At 37.8% G+C, this 19424-nt stretch carries 6 protein-coding genes, 2 tRNA genes and 3 rRNA genes; 4 read left to right on the top strand and 7 right to left on the bottom strand.

The annotated features are described in order from the left end of the window. Window positions 1-1570: 1570 nt before the first annotated feature. The 6 genes from rrf to LO744_RS17130 all read right to left on the bottom strand — a co-directional run bounded on the left by rrf (window position 1571) and on the right by LO744_RS17130 (window position 8148). Window positions 1571-1678, bottom strand: a 5S ribosomal RNA gene (gene rrf, locus LO744_RS17105). A 146-nt stretch (window positions 1679-1824) separates the two neighbouring features. Beyond that, window positions 1825-4585 (bottom strand): 23S ribosomal RNA (locus LO744_RS17110). Between the two features lie 221 nt (window positions 4586-4806). After that, window positions 4807-4880 (bottom strand) — tRNA-Ala (locus LO744_RS17115). An 86-nt stretch (window positions 4881-4966) separates the two neighbouring features. Next, window positions 4967-5040, bottom strand: a tRNA-Ile gene (locus tag LO744_RS17120). Between the two features lie 298 nt (window positions 5041-5338). Next, window positions 5339-6855, bottom strand: a 16S ribosomal RNA gene (locus LO744_RS17125). The 16S, 23S and 5S rRNA genes sit together here with 2 tRNA genes alongside, the layout of an rRNA operon. Window positions 6856-7857: 1002 nt before the next feature. Further along, window positions 7858-8148, bottom strand: a complete 291-nt coding sequence (locus LO744_RS17130; RefSeq protein ID WP_230671527.1) for a helix-turn-helix domain-containing protein — start codon at window positions 8146-8148, stop codon at window positions 7858-7860. Between the two features lie 184 nt (window positions 8149-8332). Between LO744_RS17130 and ccoN the strand changes: the two genes are divergently transcribed. Both ccoN and LO744_RS17140 read left to right on the top strand, forming a co-directional pair. After that, entirely contained in the window at window positions 8333-10612 is a 2280-nt protein-coding gene (gene ccoN / locus LO744_RS17135; RefSeq protein WP_230671529.1) for a cytochrome-c oxidase, cbb3-type subunit I, read from the top strand. A 17-nt stretch (window positions 10613-10629) separates the two neighbouring features. Then, window positions 10630-11508: a cbb3-type cytochrome c oxidase N-terminal domain-containing protein gene (locus LO744_RS17140; protein WP_230671531.1), complete on the top strand. Its 879-nt coding sequence runs from the start codon at window positions 10630-10632 to the stop codon at window positions 11506-11508. Window positions 11509-11619: 111 nt separating this feature from the next. Here the strand turns inward: LO744_RS17140 and LO744_RS17145 are convergent, their stop codons facing one another. Then, complete coding sequence (locus LO744_RS17145) at window positions 11620-11799, bottom strand: hypothetical protein (RefSeq protein WP_230671533.1); 180 nt, start codon at window positions 11797-11799, stop codon at window positions 11620-11622. A 117-nt stretch (window positions 11800-11916) separates the two neighbouring features. Between LO744_RS17145 and LO744_RS17150 the strand changes: the two genes are divergently transcribed. Together LO744_RS17150 and tamL are read left to right on the top strand one after the other, a co-directional pair. Next, window positions 11917-16962: a translocation/assembly module TamB domain-containing protein gene (locus LO744_RS17150; protein WP_230671535.1), complete on the top strand. Its 5046-nt coding sequence runs from the start codon at window positions 11917-11919 to the stop codon at window positions 16960-16962. Next, on the top strand, window positions 16962-19310 hold the full coding sequence (gene tamL, locus LO744_RS17155; protein ID WP_230671537.1) for a translocation and assembly module lipoprotein TamL: 2349 nt from the start codon (window positions 16962-16964) through the stop codon (window positions 19308-19310). Before LO744_RS17150 ends, tamL begins: the two co-directional genes overlap by 1 nt. Window positions 19311-19424 lie beyond the last annotated feature (114 nt).

The raw sequence follows: 19424 nt of genomic DNA on the forward strand, positions 1-19424 counted from the left end.
GTTTTTTGATGACCCTAAATCCTTCTATCAACACCTAATCTATCTACTCCTGCGCTTCCCGTTTTACCGGACTGCAAAGATACTAATCTTTTTAACTCTCGCAATCTTTATTACTAAAAATTTTAAAGAGTTTTTTTTGATTTTATATCTTAAAGTTGATATTAGTTTTTCCTTTTTAAACTATATAAATAGTAGCTTCTGCGCTACTGAATCTCTTTCGTTTTTCAGTGGGGCAAAAGTAGAACTTTTTAATAACACAATCCTAATTTATTTAACATTATGTTTAATTTCAATTCATATTGAAGCTTAAACGACTGGTTCGGTGGATGAATAATTTAGTGTGTTGGTGTGTTGGTGTGTTGGTGTGTTGGTGTGTTGGTGTGTTGGTGTGTTGGTGTGTTGGTGTGTTGGTGTGTTGGTGTGTTGGTGTGTTGGTGTGTTGGTGTGTTGGTATCGCTCCTACGGAGCTCTTATCCTGGTTTGCTCATATTTATTCTACAAAGTTTTCACTCCTCCGGAGCTTATATATAATAGGAAAGAAAGTAATTGTTTTTACTTGATAAAAATATGACATTGAGATTCTCTTGATATCAATTAATAATTAATGGAACGATAAATACTCTACAAGTACCTTCTAAATATCGAAAGAACAAAGAATTCTAATACAAAATTAATCCTAGCCCCGATGGGAACGGCATCCTTTTTTTTGCTGGGGAAAAGCTTTGGCAAAAAAAAAGATATAGTGGACAGCGGGATTAAGCTCCTGAAGAAATAGGTAAGTGAGTTGGAGGGTTGGAGGGTTGGAGGGGTTTAGGATTGGAGTCGCTCCTACGGAGCTCATACTATAATCATATCGTTGGGATACAAAGATGGCGCTTCTACAAAGCGCTTAATTGTACTCATTGCTTTTTCTACACAGATACTACTCCTTCGGAGTAACAAATATTGTACAAAAGCTTTTGAGGTATTGTGTAATGTTAAATAGTAAATCTATAGGATATTGTTAAATTATAATACATCTGATTATCTATTTATTAAACTAATAAATTTTAAAACATTGATAATCAGATTTCTAAAATATTTTAAACTTTAGCAAAGTTCTACAAAACTATTTCAAATTAACAATACCATCTATAGAGGTAAATTCCCTTGAAACTGATTGTGGAAGATATTAAAGAATATCAGTAGGCAGAGTTGAGAGACAAAGCGACAGAATTAAATTTTAGTAATTAATGGATGATAATAAAATGATTATTGGTCTATAATACTAAACATAAGTATTTTGGGAAAACATTATTTTAGGATTTAAAATATAAAATGTCCTTAGTTTCTTAAGAAAATAATGAAATAAATGTAATATGGATAATAGTGTCACTCCTCCGGAGCTCTAAGAGATTGGGATAGGATTGGATTATTCCCTGCTACAAAGGTTACGCTCCGAAGGAGCGCCCTATTCCCTATTCCCTATTCCCTATTCCCTATTCCCTATTACCTATTACCTATTACCTTCGCTTTAAGTTTAAAGCAAAAAAAAAGTCTCATACAAATTCATGTATGAGACTTTTAAAAAAACTGGCGGCGACCTACTCTCCCGCTTTCGCAGTACCATCGGCGCTGGTGGGCTTAACTTCTGTGTTCGGAATGGGAACAGGTGAGCCCCACCGCTAAAACCACCCTAAAGGTTGTATATAAGAGGTTAGAGATTAGTAGTTAGAGATTAGTAAAAACTAACTTCTAATATCTAGTTTCTAACTTCTGGTTTTATCGATAAGAATATTCACAAAGAGAGAACCTTTAATTGCGCAATTAAGCAGTTGCCAATTAGGCTATAAATCTACGGGTAATTAGTACTACTCGGCTATGCTGTTACCAACTTTACACCTATAGCCTATCAACGTGGTCATCTCCCACGACCCTTAAAAGATGTCTCATCTTGAGGCGAGTTTCGCACTTATATGCTTTCAGTGCTTATCTCTTCCAAACGTAGCTACTCAGCGGTGCTCCTGGCGGAACAACTGATACACCAGAGGTTTGTTCAATTCGGTCCTCTCGTACTAGAATCAAGCCCTCTCAAACATCTAACGCCCGCAATAGATAGAGACCGAACTGTCTCACGACGTTCTGAACCCAGCTCGCGTGCCACTTTAATGGGCGAACAGCCCAACCCTTGGGACCTTCTCCAGCCCCAGGATGTGACGAGCCGACATCGAGGTGCCGAACCTCCCCGTCGATGTGAGCTCTTGGGGGAGACTAGCCTGTTATCCCCGGAGTACCTTTTATCCTATGAGCGATGGCCCTTCCATACGGAACCACCGGATCACTATGTCCTGCTTTCGCACCTGATCGACTTGTAGGTCTCACAGTCAAGCACCCTTATGCCATTACACTCTACGCACGGTTACCAAGCGTGCTGAGGGTACCTTTGAAAGCCTCCGTTACTCTTTTGGAGGCGACCACCCCAGTCAAACTACCCACCACGCAGTGTCCTTCTAAAAGAAGTTAGGCTCCAAGTAAGTAAAGGGTGGTATTTCAACGTTGACTCCACAAACACTAGCGTGCCTGCTTCAAAGTCTCCCACCTATCCTACACATTACTTACTCAAAGTCAATACGAAGTTATAGTAAAGGTTCACAGGGTCTTTTCGTCCCATTGCGGGTACTCGGCATCTTCACCGAGACTACAATTTCACAGAGCTCATGGTTGAGACAGTGCCCAGATCGTTACACCATTCGTGCAGGTCGGAACTTACCCGACAAGGAATTTCGCTACCTTAGGACCGTTATAGTTACGGCCGCCGTTTACTGGGGCTTCAGTTAAACGCTTCGCATTGCTGCTAACGCCCTTCCTTAACCTTCCAGCACCGGGCAGGTGTCAGACCCTATACTGCATCTTTCGATTTTGCAGAGTCCTGTGTTTTTGATAAACAGTCGCCTGGGCCTTTTTACTGCGGCCACCATTGCTGATGGCGTCTCTTCTCCCGAAGTTACGAGACTATTTTGCCTAGTTCCTTAACCATGATTCACTCTAGCACCTTAGGATTCTCTCCTCGACTACCTGTGTCGGTTTATGGTACGGGTTGCTTCACTTCGGCTTTTCTTGGAAGCACTTTCCCTACAACAACTTCGCCCGAAGGCTAGGTCTTGACTATTCCGTCAGTCTCCAGTAAGTACGGCACTCCGTCCCCTTTTTAGTGTGAGCAAGTATGGGAATATTAACCCATTGTCCATCCACTACCCCTTTCGGGTTCGCGTTAGGTCCCGACTAACCCTCAGCTGATTAGCATGGCTGAGGAAACCTTAGTCTTTCGGTGAGCGGGTTTCTCGCCCGCTTTATCGTTACTTATGCCTACATTTTCTTTTCTGTCCGCTCCACCAAGCCTCACGACTCAGCTTCTGTGCAAACAGAATGCTCCCCTACCAGATACAACTCAAGGTTGTAAATCCATAGCTTCGGTACTCTATTTATGCCCGATTATTATCCATGCCGGACCGCTCGACTAGTGAGCTGTTACGCACTCTTTAAATGAATGGCTGCTTCCAAGCCAACATCCTAGCTGTCAATGCAGTCCAACCGCGTTGCTTCAACTTAATAGAGATTTGGGGACCTTAGCTGTTGGTCTGGGTTCTTTCCCTCTCGGACACGGACCTTAGCACCCGCGCCCTCACTGCCGTGGAACATTTATTAGCATTCGGAGTTTGTCAGGAATTGGTAGGATTTGACTCCCCCGCATCCAATCAGTAGCTCTACCTCTAATAAACTTATACACGACGCTGCACCTAAATGCATTTCGGGGAGTACGAGCTATCTCCCAGTTTGATTGGCCTTTCACCCCTACCCACAGGTCATCCGAAGACTTTTCAACGTCAACCGGTTCGGTCCTCCACTTTGTGTTACCAAAGCTTCAACCTGCCCATGGGTAGATCACAAGGTTTCGCGTCTAATACTACTAACTAAGCGCCCTATTCAGACTCGCTTTCGCTCCGGCTCCGGACCTGAAGTCCTTAACCTCGCTAGTAACATTAACTCGTAGGCTCATTATGCAAAAGGCACGCCGTCACCCAACTTGTGGGCTCCGACCGCTTGTAGGCGTACGGTTTCAGGTTCTATTTCACCCTTCTATTCGAAGTGCTTTTCACCTTTCCTTCACAGTACTTGTTCACTATCGGTCTTTCAGGAGTATTTAGCCTTGGAGGATGGTCCCCCCATATTCAAACAGGATTTCACGTGTCCCGCCCTACTCATTTATCACTTAAATATGCCTTTCATATACGGGGCTATCACCCTCTATGGCTGTTCTTTCCAGAACATTCTATTAAACATATAAAAGCTTTTGGGCTAATCCGCGTTCGCTCGCCACTACTTACGGAATCTCTTCGATTTCTTTTCCTCAGGGTACTTAGATGTTTCAGTTCTCCTGGTTTGCTCTCCTTGCGGAGTGACTGGTCTTCAACCAGACGGGTTGCCCCATTCGGACATCTGCGGATCAATTCGTGTGTGCCAATCCCCGCAGCTTTTCGCAGCTTACCACGTCCTTCGTCGCCTCTGAAAGCCTAGGCATCCGCCATACGCCCTTAACGATTTCTTTCCTAATTATTAATTAGTTCAGTATTTTTGCTTTAGCATTGCTGCTAAAATATTTTTGTAAACTCAAACGCTTAATTGCGCTCGGTTTTCTCTTTGTGATATTTTTACCGTTAATGTCAATGATCTTTATGCTATTTCTGATCTAATTCGCAAAATATTGTTTTTGGCTCTATTTGCTTCTTAAAATTAAACCATAAATCATGTTATATTACTATAACAATGTGGAGAATAAGGGAGTCGAACCCTTGACCTCCTGCGTGCAAGGCAGGCGCTCTAGCCAGCTGAGCTAATTCCCCGCTAGTTTAGATGTTAGTAGTTAGAAGTTAGAGATTAGTAAAAAACTAACTTCTAATTTCTAGATTCTAACCTCTATTTAAATTAGTAGTCTCGGGCAGGCTCGAACTGCCGACCTCTACATTATCAGTGTAGCGCTCTAACCAGCTGAGCTACGAGACTTTGTTATGAGTAATGGGTGATGAGTAATAAGTAATATTTGCATATCTCTTTTTTCTCTTCTTCATACTCAATCTCTCTTCCCTAATACTAATTTCTAGTGGGTTTTGTATTTCTTATATATATTATAAGTAATAAATAATTGGTAATGAGTAATTAATACAAGCTGTTACACTTGGCTCTTTTTACTTTAACCTTTTTACTTATACTTATATATCAACCAAATAAAAACTAAAGCTTCTCTTTAAGTAAGTGCATGGACACATTGTGTCCTTATTTTTTATCGTCCGAAGACGCTCTAAAATGAGATGTTCCAGCCGCACCTTCCGGTACGGCTACCTTGTTACGACTTAGCCCTAGTTACTTGTTTTACCCTAGGCAGCTCCTGTTACGGTCACCGACTTCAGGTACCCCAAACTTCCATGGCTTGACGGGCGGTGTGTACAAGGCCCGGGAACGTATTCACCGCATCATGGCTGATATGCGATTACTAGCGATTCCAGCTTCATAGAGTCGAGTTGCAGACTCCAATCCGAACTGAGACCAGCTTTCGAGATTCGCATCCAGTCGCCTGGTAGCTGCCCTCTGTACTGGCCATTGTATTACGTGTGTGGCCCAAGGCGTAAGGGCCGTGATGATTTGACGTCATCCCCACCTTCCTCTCTACTTGCGTAGGCAGTCTCACTAGAGTCCCCAACTTAATGATGGCAACTAGTGACAGGGGTTGCGCTCGTTGCAGGACTTAACCTAACACCTCACGGCACGAGCTGACGACAACCATGCAGCACCTTGAAAAATGTCTTGCGAAAAGTCTATTTCTAAACCGGTCATTTCCCATTTAAGCCTTGGTAAGGTTCCTCGCGTATCATCGAATTAAACCACATAATCCACCGCTTGTGCGGGCCCCCGTCAATTCCTTTGAGTTTCATTCTTGCGAACGTACTCCCCAGGTGGCTAACTTATCACTTTCGCTTAGTCTCTGAATCCGAAGACCCAAAAACGAGTTAGCATCGTTTACGGCGTGGACTACCAGGGTATCTAATCCTGTTCGCTCCCCACGCTTTCGTCCATCAGCGTCAGTTAAAACATAGTGACCTGCCTTCGCAATTGGTGTTCTAAGTAATATCTATGCATTTCACCGCTACACTACTTATTCCAGCCACTTCTACTTTACTCAAGACCTGCAGTATCAATGGCAGTTTCATAGTTAAGCTATGAGATTTCACCACTGACTTACAGATCCGCCTACGGACCCTTTAAACCCAATAAATCCGGATAACGCTTGCACCCTCCGTATTACCGCGGCTGCTGGCACGGAGTTAGCCGGTGCTTATTCGTATAGTACCTTCAGCTTTCCACACGTGGAAAGGTTTATCCCTATACAAAAGAAGTTTACAACCCATAGGGCCGTCGTCCTTCACGCGGGATGGCTGGATCAGGCTCTCACCCATTGTCCAATATTCCTCACTGCTGCCTCCCGTAGGAGTCTGGTCCGTGTCTCAGTACCAGTGTGGGGGATCACCCTCTCAGGCCCCCTAAAGATCACTGACTTGGTAGGCCGTTACCCTACCAACTATCTAATCTTGCGCGTGCCCATCTCTATCCACCGGAGTTTTCAATAATAATTGATGCCAATCATTATATTATGGGGTATTAATCTTCCTTTCGAAAGGCTATCCCCCTGATAAAGGTAGGTTGCACACGTGTTCCGCACCCGTACGCCGCTCTCTCTGTCCCGAAAGACAAATACCGCTCGGCTTGCATGTGTTAGGCCTCCCGCTAGCGTTCATCCTGAGCCAGGATCAAACTCTCCATTGTATGTTTGTCTGACTCACTCAAAGTTAATTGACGCTTTAGTTTTTCCTTACTTGGTTGTATATTATTTTTCAATGATCTCTTCTCTCTCGCTTTTTACAATACCTACATTTTCTGTCGTTTTCAGTATCGATTTGCGTGTGCAAAAGTAAAAAATTATTACTAATTGACCAAATGTTTTTTGAAGAAATTTTAAAGTTTTTTGATGACCCTAAATCCTTCTCTCAACACTTAATCTATCTACTCCTGCGCTTCCCGTTTTACCGGACTGCAAAGATACTAATCTTTTTAAATCTCACAATCTTTATCGCTAAAAATTTTAAAGAGTTTTTTTGATTCTATATCTTAAAGTGGATATTAGTTTTTTCTTTTTAAACTATATAAATAGTGCTTCTACGCTACTGAATCTCTTTCGTTTTTCAGTGGGGCAAAAGTAGAACTTTTTATAAACACAATCCTAATTTATTTAACATTATGTTTAATTTCAATTCATATTGAAGCGTAAATGACTGACTGGATGAATGAATAATTTAGTTGGTGTGTTGGTGTGTTGGTGTGTTGGTGTGTTGGTGTGTTGGTGTGTTGGTGTGTTGGTGTGTTGGTGTGTTGGTGTGTTGGTGTCGCTCCTATGGAGCTCTTATCCTGGTTTGCTCATATTTATTCTACAAAGTTTTCGCTACTCTGTAGCTTATAGATAATAGGAAAGAAAATAATCGTTCTTACTTGATAAAAAATATGACATTGAGATTCTCTTGATATCAATTAATAATTAATGGAACGATAAATACTCTGCATGTAGTACCTTCTCAATATCGAAAGAACAAAGAATTCTAATACAAAATTACTCCTAGCCCCGATGGGAACGACATCCTTTTTTTGCTTAGGGGAAAGCTTTGGCAAAAAAAGGTATAGTGGACAGCGGGAAATAGCTCCTAAAAAAAATACCTCCGAAAGAAATCGGAGGTAAGACATTTCAAATGTCTATATTATATAGAATACACTTTACTATAAATTTTGAGGTAAAGAAATATTATTCTTTTTCATATACTCAATAAGCTCATTGTATTTGTCTTCGTAATCGTCTGTACTGCACTTGTGAGAAATGCTGCAAATTTCAGAGGGTTTTATTTTAAGAATGTCTGAAATTTTTGTGAGAATATCGAGATGGATTTTCACTTTTGAATTTTCGATATCAGAGTATGCTTTTTGTGAAATACCCATTTCGAATGCCATATATTCCTGAGTAAGGTCACGGTCGCGTCTTATTTTTCTGATATTTTGTCCACAAATTTTCATCACACAAGTACTTTAGTAGTTTTCGGTATATTTTAGAAGTTTATCTAATAGCCTTAGACAAAGTTAGTAAATACCTTTGTCAAAACATTACATACACAGCATGATATTTTTTTTCAAGGCATCGAAACCCTTTATTTAAGGGAGATTCTACAAAAAATATTATTCGCTGCAAGATACAAGACTTATGGAGACGCAAAAATTTCATTATGACAATAATATTGTCAGAGCATTCCTCTATGCCACCGTAGTATTCGGAATCATCGGTTTTATTTTAGGATTAACCGCTGCTTTGATGCTATTTTATCCTGAATTGCCAGAATTTTTATTTGGTACTGATGATACGACTATTCAAAGTTTAAGAAGTGGAAATATTCAGGGGCTTATTAATTCTCAGGGTGCTTTAGGCTTCGGAAGAATCAGAATGCTTCATACGAGTGCGGTGATTTTTGCTTTTGTCTGTAATTCTTTTTTCTGTGGTGCTTATTATAGTATGCAGCGACTTCTCAAAACAAGAATGTACAGTGATACGCTATCATGGATTCATTTCTGGACATGGCAAATTATGATTATTGCCGTTGTTATTACTTTCTTAATGGGAATTAATACTTCAAAAGAATATGCGGAGCATGAATGGCCGATTGATATTTTGATTACTTTCTCTTGGGTAATTTTCGGAATCAATATGTTTGGAACGATTGCCAAAAGAAGAGTTCGTCATTTATATGTTGCCGTTTGGTTTTATATTGCAACATGGATTGCCGTTGCGATGCTTCACATATTCAACAATTTAGAAGTTCCATTATCATTTACGAGCTGGAAATCATATTCTGCGTATTCAGGTGTGAAAGATGCTTTGGTACAATGGTGGTACGGTCACAATGCAGTAGCTTTTGTACTAACGACACCGGTTTTAGGTTTAATGTATTATTTTATGCCTAAAGCAGCCAACCGACCGGTATTTTCATATAAATTATCCATTATTCACTTTTGGTCATTAATCTTCGTATATCTCTGGGCAGGACCTCATCACCTTCAATATACGGCTCTTCCAGCTTGGGCTCAAGCGGTGGGAACAGGTTTCTCTATCATGCTGATTGCTCCGTCTTGGGGTGGAATGCTGAACGGATTATTAACTTTAAGAGGAGCCTGGGATAAAGTAAGAGACAATCCTATCCTGAAGTTCTTTGTCGTTGCAGTTACCTGCTATGGAATGGCCACTTTTGAAGGGCCACTTTTAGCCACCAAATCTTTAAATAAAATCGGGCACTATACCGATTGGGTAATTGGTCACGTACATTTAGGTGCTTTAGGGTGGAATGGCTTCATGGCATTTGGAGTTATCTATTATCTAATCCCGATTATGTGGAGAACTGAACTTTGGTCTAAAAAATTAGCAAACTGGCATTTCTGGCTCGGAACTTTAGGTATTATTTTCTATGCTGTACCCATGTATATCGCTGGATTTACCCAAGGTTTGATGTGGAAACAATTTAATCCCGACGGAACTTTATTGTGGAAAAACTGGCTAGATACTGTAACTGCGATTATTCCATACTTTAAAATGAGATTCTTAGGTGGATTATTTTATCTGAGCGGAGCAATTTTAATGGTTGTCAATGTTTACAAAACTGTTAGAAAAGGTTCATTCCAAAAAGAAGTTCCTGCAGAAGCACCCGCTTTAGCCAATGTAGGTACGGGCAGAAAAGAAGGCGAAGGCGTGCATCTTTGGCTAGAAAGAACCCCTCACCTATTATCAATATTAGCTTTCGTAGCAATTGCCATCGGTGGATTGGTAGAAATTGTTCCTACGTTAACTGTAAAAAGCAACTTACCTATAATATCAGCGGTAAAACCTTATTCACCATTAGAACTAGAAGGAAGAGATCTTTATATAAGAGAAGGCTGTAATTCTTGTCACTCACAAATGATCAGACCTTTCCGTGATGAAGTAATGAGATTTGATGGTAAAAACGGAGAATACTCTAAAGCCGGAGAATTCGTTTACGACAGACCATTTTTATGGGGATCAAAAAGAACAGGACCCGATCTTCACAGAGAAGGCGCAAGAAACCCAGATTCATGGCACCTAAAACATATGTACAACCCAAGAATTACTTCTGCAGGTTCTATTATGCCCCGTTTCCCTTGGTTGATTAGCAATAAATTGGATCGTTCTAGAATGGTTGATAAAATGTCTTTGATGAAAAATACGTTTGATGTTCCTTACACCAAAGCACAGATAGACTCAGCAAATAAATGGGCCGATAATCAGTCTAAAGCAATTGTAAAGAGAATTTACTCTGAGGCCACCGATGTCAAAGACCAGATGGATCAAGAAAAAATCGCCAAAGGAAACAATTTTATTCCGATGGAGCAAAGAGAAATTATCGCGATGATTGCCTATCTGCAAAGATTGGGAACCGACATCAAAACGACGGATATTAAGACAGCAAGCGTAGATTAATTTTAAATATCATTACAATGAAAACGAGAACCCCCATATCTATATATATAGCAATAACGATAGGTATTACTGTATTGGCGTTCGAAATGTTCGCACAAGATTCTGATTATTTTTCTACACCGTTCTTTTGGGCCTTGCTTATTATCATTACCATTTTGCTGCTCATCATGAATTCTATCGGAGATTTAGTAGAAAACGAAAGATTCGCTAGGCTTACCGATGAAGAAAAGCAAGAATACATTACCAATAACACAACACCATATATTCAGAAGCTTTGGAATTCAGCTTTTAAAAAACAATCCCAAACTGAAGAAAAAGACCTTCTCATCGACCATGGTTTCGACGGAATTACCGAACTCGATAATTCTTTACCTAAATGGTGGATTGGTCTTTTCTACTTCGGAATTATTTTCTGCGCCGTGTATATTATTGCATTTGCCTTCACAGATTACGCTCATCCTGAAGCAGAATATGAGAAAGAATCTAAACTGCAATTAGCTTCCATCGCAGAATATGAAAAAAATGCGCCGCCAATTAATTTAGAAACGGCAAAATACAGTGCAGATTATATTGCAGAAGGGGAACAGCTTTTTAAAACCAATTGTGTAACCTGCCATGCAGACGGCGGAAAAGGCGGAATTGGTCCCAACTTAACCGACACGTACTGGATTAACATCAAAGAAAAAAGCTTATTTAAAAATGTTTTCTGGATGCTTGAAAATGGCTCACCAAACAATCCGACCATGCGCCCTTTCATAAAAGACGGAACCATTACCGGAAGAGACGCAGAAAAAATCGCATCCTATATATATCATATTAATCAGGAAAAATCTCCTGTTACAGAAAAACAAGGTGGTGCTGCACCACAAGGTGAAGCTGTAAAATGGCAAGAATAATTAACTCATCTAAATATATTTAACTATGAATTGAATCTCCATCAGATGTATGTCGCGGTTGTAACTCAACTAACATCTGAAAACCTATTCACTTTAAATATTCCATAATATTTAAATCTCAACTGAGGCATACATCAACACAAAAACCTGTTCTTTGATCAGGTTTTTGTCTTTTACAACAGATACCACATTTACATTAAATTTCAATGAATATCCTCTGTTGGCAAACATATTGCTGAATGTATTCAAACAAAGCCTTTCCAGCAGGCGTTTTCGAAAAAAATTAATCATGGTAAAGCTTATCAAACTTCAAGTTCTGAAGATTTAAGGTAAAATGCGTATTTTTAAACATCGATGAACAACACTCATCCATCAAAACAGCATTTCATTGTCTAAATCACAGAAATTTTGAAAATAAAATTCAACAAAAGAAAAATTCTCAGAGGTATTGTTATTACAATTATCTCTTTTATTGTTTTAATTATATTGCTTATTTTAAGTTTGAGGCTTCCCGCAGTTCAAAACTTTGTAAAAGATAAATTAATCGTTTATCTAGAGAAAAAAATAAAAACCAAAGTAAGTCTCGACAAAGTATACATCGGTTTCCCAAACAGTCTCGTGATGGAAAATCTTTACCTGAAAGGTCAGAATATAGACACTCTTTTAGCCGTAAAAAAATTCGATGTCGGTTTAGATATGTGGCAATTGATGAATTCTAAAGCTGATATTACCTCCATAGACTTAGAAGGCGTTCGCGCCAATGTGGTGAGAAATCCGCAGGGAAAGTTTAATTTCGATTATATTATTGATGCTTTTGCCACCTCAGATAAAGAACAGGAACAAAAACCTTCGAAACCTTTTATAATTTCTTTAGATAAAATTAAATTAAAGGATATCGGGATTACGTTTAATGATGAGCAATCCCGCAATGATATTAAAGTTTATTTTAACTCTTTTGATACCCGGGTAAAAACGTTTGACCTTCAAAACAATTCTTATGCCGTCAACGACATTAATCTTGACGGATTAAAATTAAAACTGAAACAGGATTTAGTAGAAGAAGTAGCCAAAAATGTTGAACAAAAAGTAGATTCATTAAACCAGAAAAAAGCAATGAAGCTTGGTTTAAATAAAATAAACCTGACCAATTTCGACATTGATTACGGTGATGACAATACCAAAACATTTGCAAAAATTCTTTTTAAAGAATTAAGCACAAAAGTCAACAGCATTGATTTAGAAAATAACGATTATAATGTTGGAAACGTTTATTTAACGGGGGCAAACATCAACGCTAATCTATTTCTTCCTGCAGAAAATGCAAATCCTAAAAACGTAGAAAAGCCTGAAGTTTCAAAAGCGACAGCTAAAGAAAAAGCGATGAAAGTCATTTTAGGAAAACTTCGTTTAGATGATGTAAAAATCGCTTACAACAATACTGCGATTGCTCCTACAAAAAGCGGAATGGACTTCAATCATCTTAATTTTGCTAAATTAAATCTTGATGTAAGAAATTTTAAAATGGAAAACAATGGTTTTGCAGGTTCTGTGAAATCAGCCGAAATTAAGGAAGCAAGAGGTTTGGATGTACAAAAATTCAATACCGATTTCATCTATGCTGAAAAAGAAGCTTATCTGAAAAATCTTTATCTGCAGACTCCGAAAACAATTTTAAGAGATGAAATTATTTTAAATTACAACTCGATTGAGCAATTATCATCCAATTTGGGAGCGGTAAAAATTTCTGCCGACATCCGAGATTCTAAAATCGGTTTTTCTGATATTTTAAATTTAGTTCCTACTTTAAGAAATACAGCGCCATTTAATAAATATCCGAATGCCACTTTAAATGTAAATGCCTTCGTTCGAGGAACGGTAAATGATTTATCTATTCAAAATCTAAAGGTTTCAGGTTTAGATAAGCTCAAAGTTTTGGCGTCAGGAAAAATCAAAAACGCAATGAATCCTGACCAATTGTATTACGATTTAAATGTTGCTGAACTTTCTACCACATCAAAAACGATTTACAATTTAGTTCCGAAAAATACGATTCCTAACAACATCACTTTGCCTTCTTTCATGACCATTCGTGGAACTGCAAAAGGAAGTACTCAAATTTTTGATACTAACTTACGTCTCACTTCCACTTTAGGAAATGCAGCGGTTATTGCAAAAGCAGATATCAGAAGAAAAAACAGAGAAACTTTTGATGTAAAAGCAAACCTTCAAAGTTTACAGATTGGAAAAATCATTCAGAATAAAGATTTAGGAAACATTACGGCACAAATTAATGCAAAAGGACAAGGTTTTGACCCGAAAATAATGTCTGCAAATCTTTCAGGAGACGTGCAATCTGCAACTTACAACGGCTACACCTATCAAAACATGAATTTGAAAGGGAAAATAAATCGTGGCGCTTATGATATTGATTTAAACTCAAAAGACCCTAATGCCAATTTACATCTTGCCGCCTCCGGAGTTTTTAATGATAATCCGACGGTGAAAGTGAATGGAAATATTAATAAATTAGATTTAAATAAATTAGGATTCTACAGTTCACCCATGATTATCGCTGGTGCAATTGATGCCGATTTTAAAAGTCTTGATCCGGATAATTTGAATGGTTATCTTAATTTACAAGATTTTGCCATTTCAGATACCAAAGAAGTTTATCCAATTCAGGAAATCAGGCTGAATGCGGTTTCTACGGCAGATTCAACTTTAATAAAATTCAATTCTCAAATTGCAGATGTTGAACTGAACGGAAAATATAAACTCACTCAGATTTTTGGGGCTTTAGCACAAACCGTTAACCAATATTATCAGTTTCAAAAACCTGGAAAAGCACAGAAAGTTGATGCGGGACAGTTTTTCACCGTTAATGCATCCATTAAAAATGATGATTTAATCAGAAAATTTGTTCCCGATTTAAAAAGTTTTGAAACCATCAACATCACAGGAAATTACAATGCAGATTCTCAGAAAATAGAATTGGATGCAAAAATTCCGCAGGTTTTGTATGGAGCCAATTCTTTAGAAAATACCAATTTAAAAATCACCAACGAAAATCAGGCTTTACAATATGATCTGAGTGTTGCCGCTTTAAAAAGTGAAAGTTTTGCCATCAATAAAGTAAATATCAATGGAGATGTTGCCCAAAACACTATCAATTATAACATTACCACAAAAGATGATAAAGATGAAACCCAATTCTTGATTGCAGGTAATGCCAAATCAATGAATGATATTACCGAAATATCATTAAATCCGAATGGTTTAAAACTGAATTATATGGATTGGACAGTTGCCGAAAACAACAAGATCCAGATTTTCAGCCAGGGAATTGTCGCTGATAATTTCCGATTATCTAATTCGGGAGCCGAAATTTCTTTACAGTCTGAAAGCAGTTCACCAACAAGTCCGTTAAATGTTTCTTTAAAAGATTTTAAAATTGAAACAATTACAGAGATTATTAAAAAAGATTCTCTATTAGCCAAAGGAACCATCAACGGAACGGCTCAACTAAGAGATTTAACCAAAAACATGACGTTTACATCAGACATTAATGTTTCAGATTTAATCGTTTACGGAAGTCCGGTCGGAAATTTAGATATTAAAGTTCATAATCAGTCGGCCAATCTTCTCAATGCAGATATTGCTCTTTCAGGGAATAATAATGATGTGAAGATTTTAGGAAATTACAATACTTCTTCCAGCACATTTGATTTAGATTTAGCGATTAAGCAGCTTCAGATGAAAACGCTTCAGGGCTTTTCGATGAATGCAATTACCAATACGGAAGGCTATTTGTCGGGAGATCTTAAAATTACAGGAACTACGACTGCTCCCAAAATTTTAGGTGATGTAAAAATGAATAATGTAGGATTGATGATTGCTCAAACCGGAAGTGATTTTAGAAATATTAATGATAAAATAGGTTTTACGAACAGAGGAATTGAGTTTGATAATTTTAAAATTAAAGATAAAGACGGAAATTCTTTAAAAATAGACGGACAGATCTTAACGCAGACTTACAAAGATTTTGCATTTAATCTTAATGTAAATGCAAAAGATTTTAAAGTGGTAAACTCTGAAAAATCCAATGATGCCATGATGTACGGAGTTCTGGCGATTGATGCGGCTTTAAAGATAAGAGGAAATCTTGATTTACCGAAAGTTGACGGCAGACTTGCAGTTTCAGAGAAAACAGATTTCACGTTTGTCCTTCCACAATCGAGCCCATCGTTGCAGGAAAGAGATGGTATTGTAGAATTCATCGATCAGGATCAAATCGCTCTTAATAAAACCATTAAAACCGATTCTGTTAACGCACAAAGTCCAATAAAAGGACTTGATTTGAGCGTGAATATCGAAGTGGATAAAGAAGCTAAAATGTCGATTATCATTGACAAAGCCAATGGAGATTTTGTAAAACTTCAGGGTGAAGCAGATTTAACAGGCGGAATTGATCCTTCAGGAAAAACGACTTTAGTCGGCGTTTATCAGGTAGAAAAAGGAAGCTATGAAATGTCTGTAAGCCTTTTGAAAAGAAAATTTGACATTCAAAAAGGAAGTACAATAACCTGGACCGGTGAACCAACTACTGCCAAACTCGATATTACCGCAATTTACAAAACCAATGCGGCACCAATTGATCTTGTAGAACAACAGTTTGCAGGTGACCAGGCGCTTTTAAATCAGTTTAAACAAAGAATTCCGTTTAATACATTACTGATTTTGAAAGGTGAACTATTGAAACCTGAAATCTCTTTTGATATTACCACAGAAGAAAAAAATAATGCAGTATCTTCTGCTGTAACAGAAACAATAGACGGAAAACTAGCACAATTGCGACAAGATGAAAACGAAATGAATAAGCAGGTTTTTGCATTGCTTTTACTCAACCGTTTTATTGGCGAAAACCCTTTCGAAAGCAATTCTGGAGTTTCTGCTGAAACATTGGCGAGACAGAGTGTGAGTAAAATTCTTTCGCAACAGCTCAATAACATTGCCTCAAATCTTATAAAAGGAGTTGACCTTAATTTTGATCTAGAATCTACTGAAGATTACTCTAGCGGAACTCAAAATACAAGAACCGATCTGAATATCGACATCAGTAAAAAACTATTGAATGACCGTTTGAAAGTTACAGTAGGAAGTAACTTCGGATTGGAAGGTGAGGCAAGACAAAATGAAAACACCACCAATATTGCCGGAGATGTTACCATAGATTATAGCCTCTCAAGAGACGGAAGGTATATGCTGAGAGCGTACCGAAAAAATGATTATCAGGTTGCTTTACAAGGGCAGATTATAGAAACGGGAGTCGGATTTATCATTACTTTAGATTATGACAAGTTCCGAGATATCTTCCGTAAATCGAGAAGCAATAGAAATAAGGAAAACAGAGAAAATAAAAGAAAACAAGATAACCAAGTCGTAGAATTTAAATAATGAAGAATACCTTTAATATATATTGCAAATATTTTTTGGCATCGGGAATTACGGTGGCCGTTATCTCATGTAGCAATACCAAATTTCTAAAAGACGGACAAATGCTCTACACCGGAGCTGAAGTAAAAATAGAAAACGACAGCCTCACAAAAAAAGAAAAAAAAGAATTAAAGGCTGCACTCGAAGAAAACCTTACTCCAAAACCGAATTCTACCTTTCTTGGTTTAAGACCAAAATTATATGCATACAATACGACGAGTGAACCCAAAAAAGAAAAAGGTTTAAAATACTGGCTGAAATATAAATTTGGAGAAGAACCTGTACTGTTAGGAGATGTTGACAGAGAATTTAATAAAGATATTATTATTAATTATTCTGAAAACAAAGGTTATTTTAATGCTAAAGCCAAATACGATACCGTTTCAAAAAATAAAAAAGCACAGGTAATTTATACTTTAAATCCGGGAGCGAGATATCTAATCAGTAATGTTAATTTTCCACAAAATTCTACACTTATTAATACTGAAATTCAGAATTTAAAAGACAAAACCTTACTTAAACCAGGAAATCCTTTTGATCTTGAAGTTATCAAAAATGAACGACAAAGAATCGACAATGAACTAAAAGACAAAGGTTTTTATTATTTCAGTCCAGATAATATTATTGTACAGGCAGACAGTACCGTGACTAAGGATTCAAAAGTTGAACTTATTGTAAAACTGAAAGACAATACCCCAAAACTGGCAACCGAGCAATTTACCATTGATAAAGTAGTTGTTTTCCCTAATTACAACCTTCGCGATGCTAAAAAAGGAAAATATAATATCCCAATGAATCCTGATTCTTTGAAAGGATATGAGTACAACGATATTTACGTAGTTGATCCTAATAAAAAGTTTAAACCGAAAATTTTTGACAGAGCTTTATATTTTGACAAAGGAGACGTTTATAACCGAAAAGACCATAATTTATCGCTTAACCGACTCATCAGCCTTGGTGTTTTTAAGTTTGTGAAGAATGAGTTTGTCGTTTCAGATTCTTTAAATCATAAGTTTGATGCGTATTATGTATTAACTCCGAGAGAACTTCAGTCTTTACGTCTGGAAGCTTTGGGAAGGACCAACTCTGCAAATTATGCAGGAAGCGAATTAAATTTAAACTGGACGCAACGAAATTTTTTCCGTGGGGCAGAACAGTTTAAAGCTTCTATTTATGGTGCATTTGATGTGCAAATCGGAGGTCCTGCTGATGCCGAAAATATTTTCAGAGCGGGAGCCAATACGCAGTTATCGATTCCAAGAATTGTAGCGCCTTTCCGTTTTAATTCTTCGAGTGCTTTTGTACCGAGAACCAATATTAAACTGGGGTACGAGTTTCAAAACCGTACAACATTATATTCTTTAAATACATTGAATGCTACATTTGGGTATCAATGGAAAGAAAATGTAAGGAAAGAGCATGAATTGAATATCATTGATGTTTCTTTGATTCGTCCGGCAGACATTACTGAAAAATTTGAAACTAAATCTAAAGGTAACCCTTACCTTCAAAGAATAACTGACAAGCAACTTATTTTCGGTCCCACTTATTCTTACACCTACTCTACCACAATGCTTCCGAAAAAAAATACTTTCTATTATAAAGGAATGCTCGATTTAGCAGGAAATATTACAGGCCTAGTAACTGGAGCCAATGTAAGAGAAGGAAAAGAGAAAACAATATTTGGAGTTCCTTTTAGTCAATATGCCAAAATTGAAAATGATGTAAGATTCTACCGTAAGTTTAGTGAGAAAACATCTTTCGCATCGAGATTTATTGCAGGAGTTGCCATTCCGTATGGAAATTCAGAACATATCCCTTTCTCACGACAGTTTTTTGTAGGAGGAAGTAATAGTATCAGGGCATTCCGTGCAAGAACTTTGGGACCTGGGAGCTACGACCCCCGAACTCCCGATACAAACAGAGCGCTTTTTGACCAGGCGGGTGACATAAAATTAGAATTAAATGCTGAATACAGAGCCAATCTTTATAAATTCTTAAATGTTGCTGCATTTGTAGATGCCGGAAACATCTGGTTGATGAATGATGATATCAATGATGAAGGAGTCAATACAAGACCTGGAGGAAAATTTTCTAAAGATTTTTTAACCGAAATTGCTGTAGGAGCCGGAGTTGGTTTACGACTTGACTTTTCAATTTTAGTTTTAAGATTAGATTTGGCAATGCCTTTAAGAGTTCCTTATTATGAAAAAGGTGACCGATGGACTTTTGACAGAATTAATTTTGGAGATTCCAGCTGGAGAAGAGATAATCTAATACTGAATATTGCCATTGGATATCCATTTTAAATGGTTTCTGACAATTGGAGAATAGCTTTTGGCTTTTTAACTAATTAATTTTTAGACTTTGGTTTAAAACTTGAATGATTCAATAGGAACGGTCTTCAGCCCGTTTTTGTTGAG

This window comes from Chryseobacterium turcicum, assembly GCF_021010565.1.
Lineage (GTDB): Bacteria > Bacteroidota > Bacteroidia > Flavobacteriales > Weeksellaceae > Chryseobacterium > Chryseobacterium turcicum.

Excerpts from the sequence above, each read along its gene's own strand:
- LO744_RS17130 (WP_230671527.1), bottom strand. The coding sequence starts at position 8,148 with ATGAAAATTTGTGGACAAAATATCAGAAAAATAAGACGCGACCGTGAC.
- ccoN (WP_230671529.1), top strand. The coding sequence starts at position 8,333 with ATGGAGACGCAAAAATTTCATTATGACAATAATATTGTCAGAGCATTC.
- LO744_RS17140 (WP_230671531.1), top strand. The coding sequence starts at position 10,630 with ATGAAAACGAGAACCCCCATATCTATATATATAGCAATAACGATAGGT.
- LO744_RS17145 (WP_230671533.1), bottom strand. The coding sequence starts at position 11,799 with ATGATTAATTTTTTTCGAAAACGCCTGCTGGAAAGGCTTTGTTTGAAT.
- tamL (WP_230671537.1), top strand. The coding sequence starts at position 16,962 with ATGAAGAATACCTTTAATATATATTGCAAATATTTTTTGGCATCGGGA.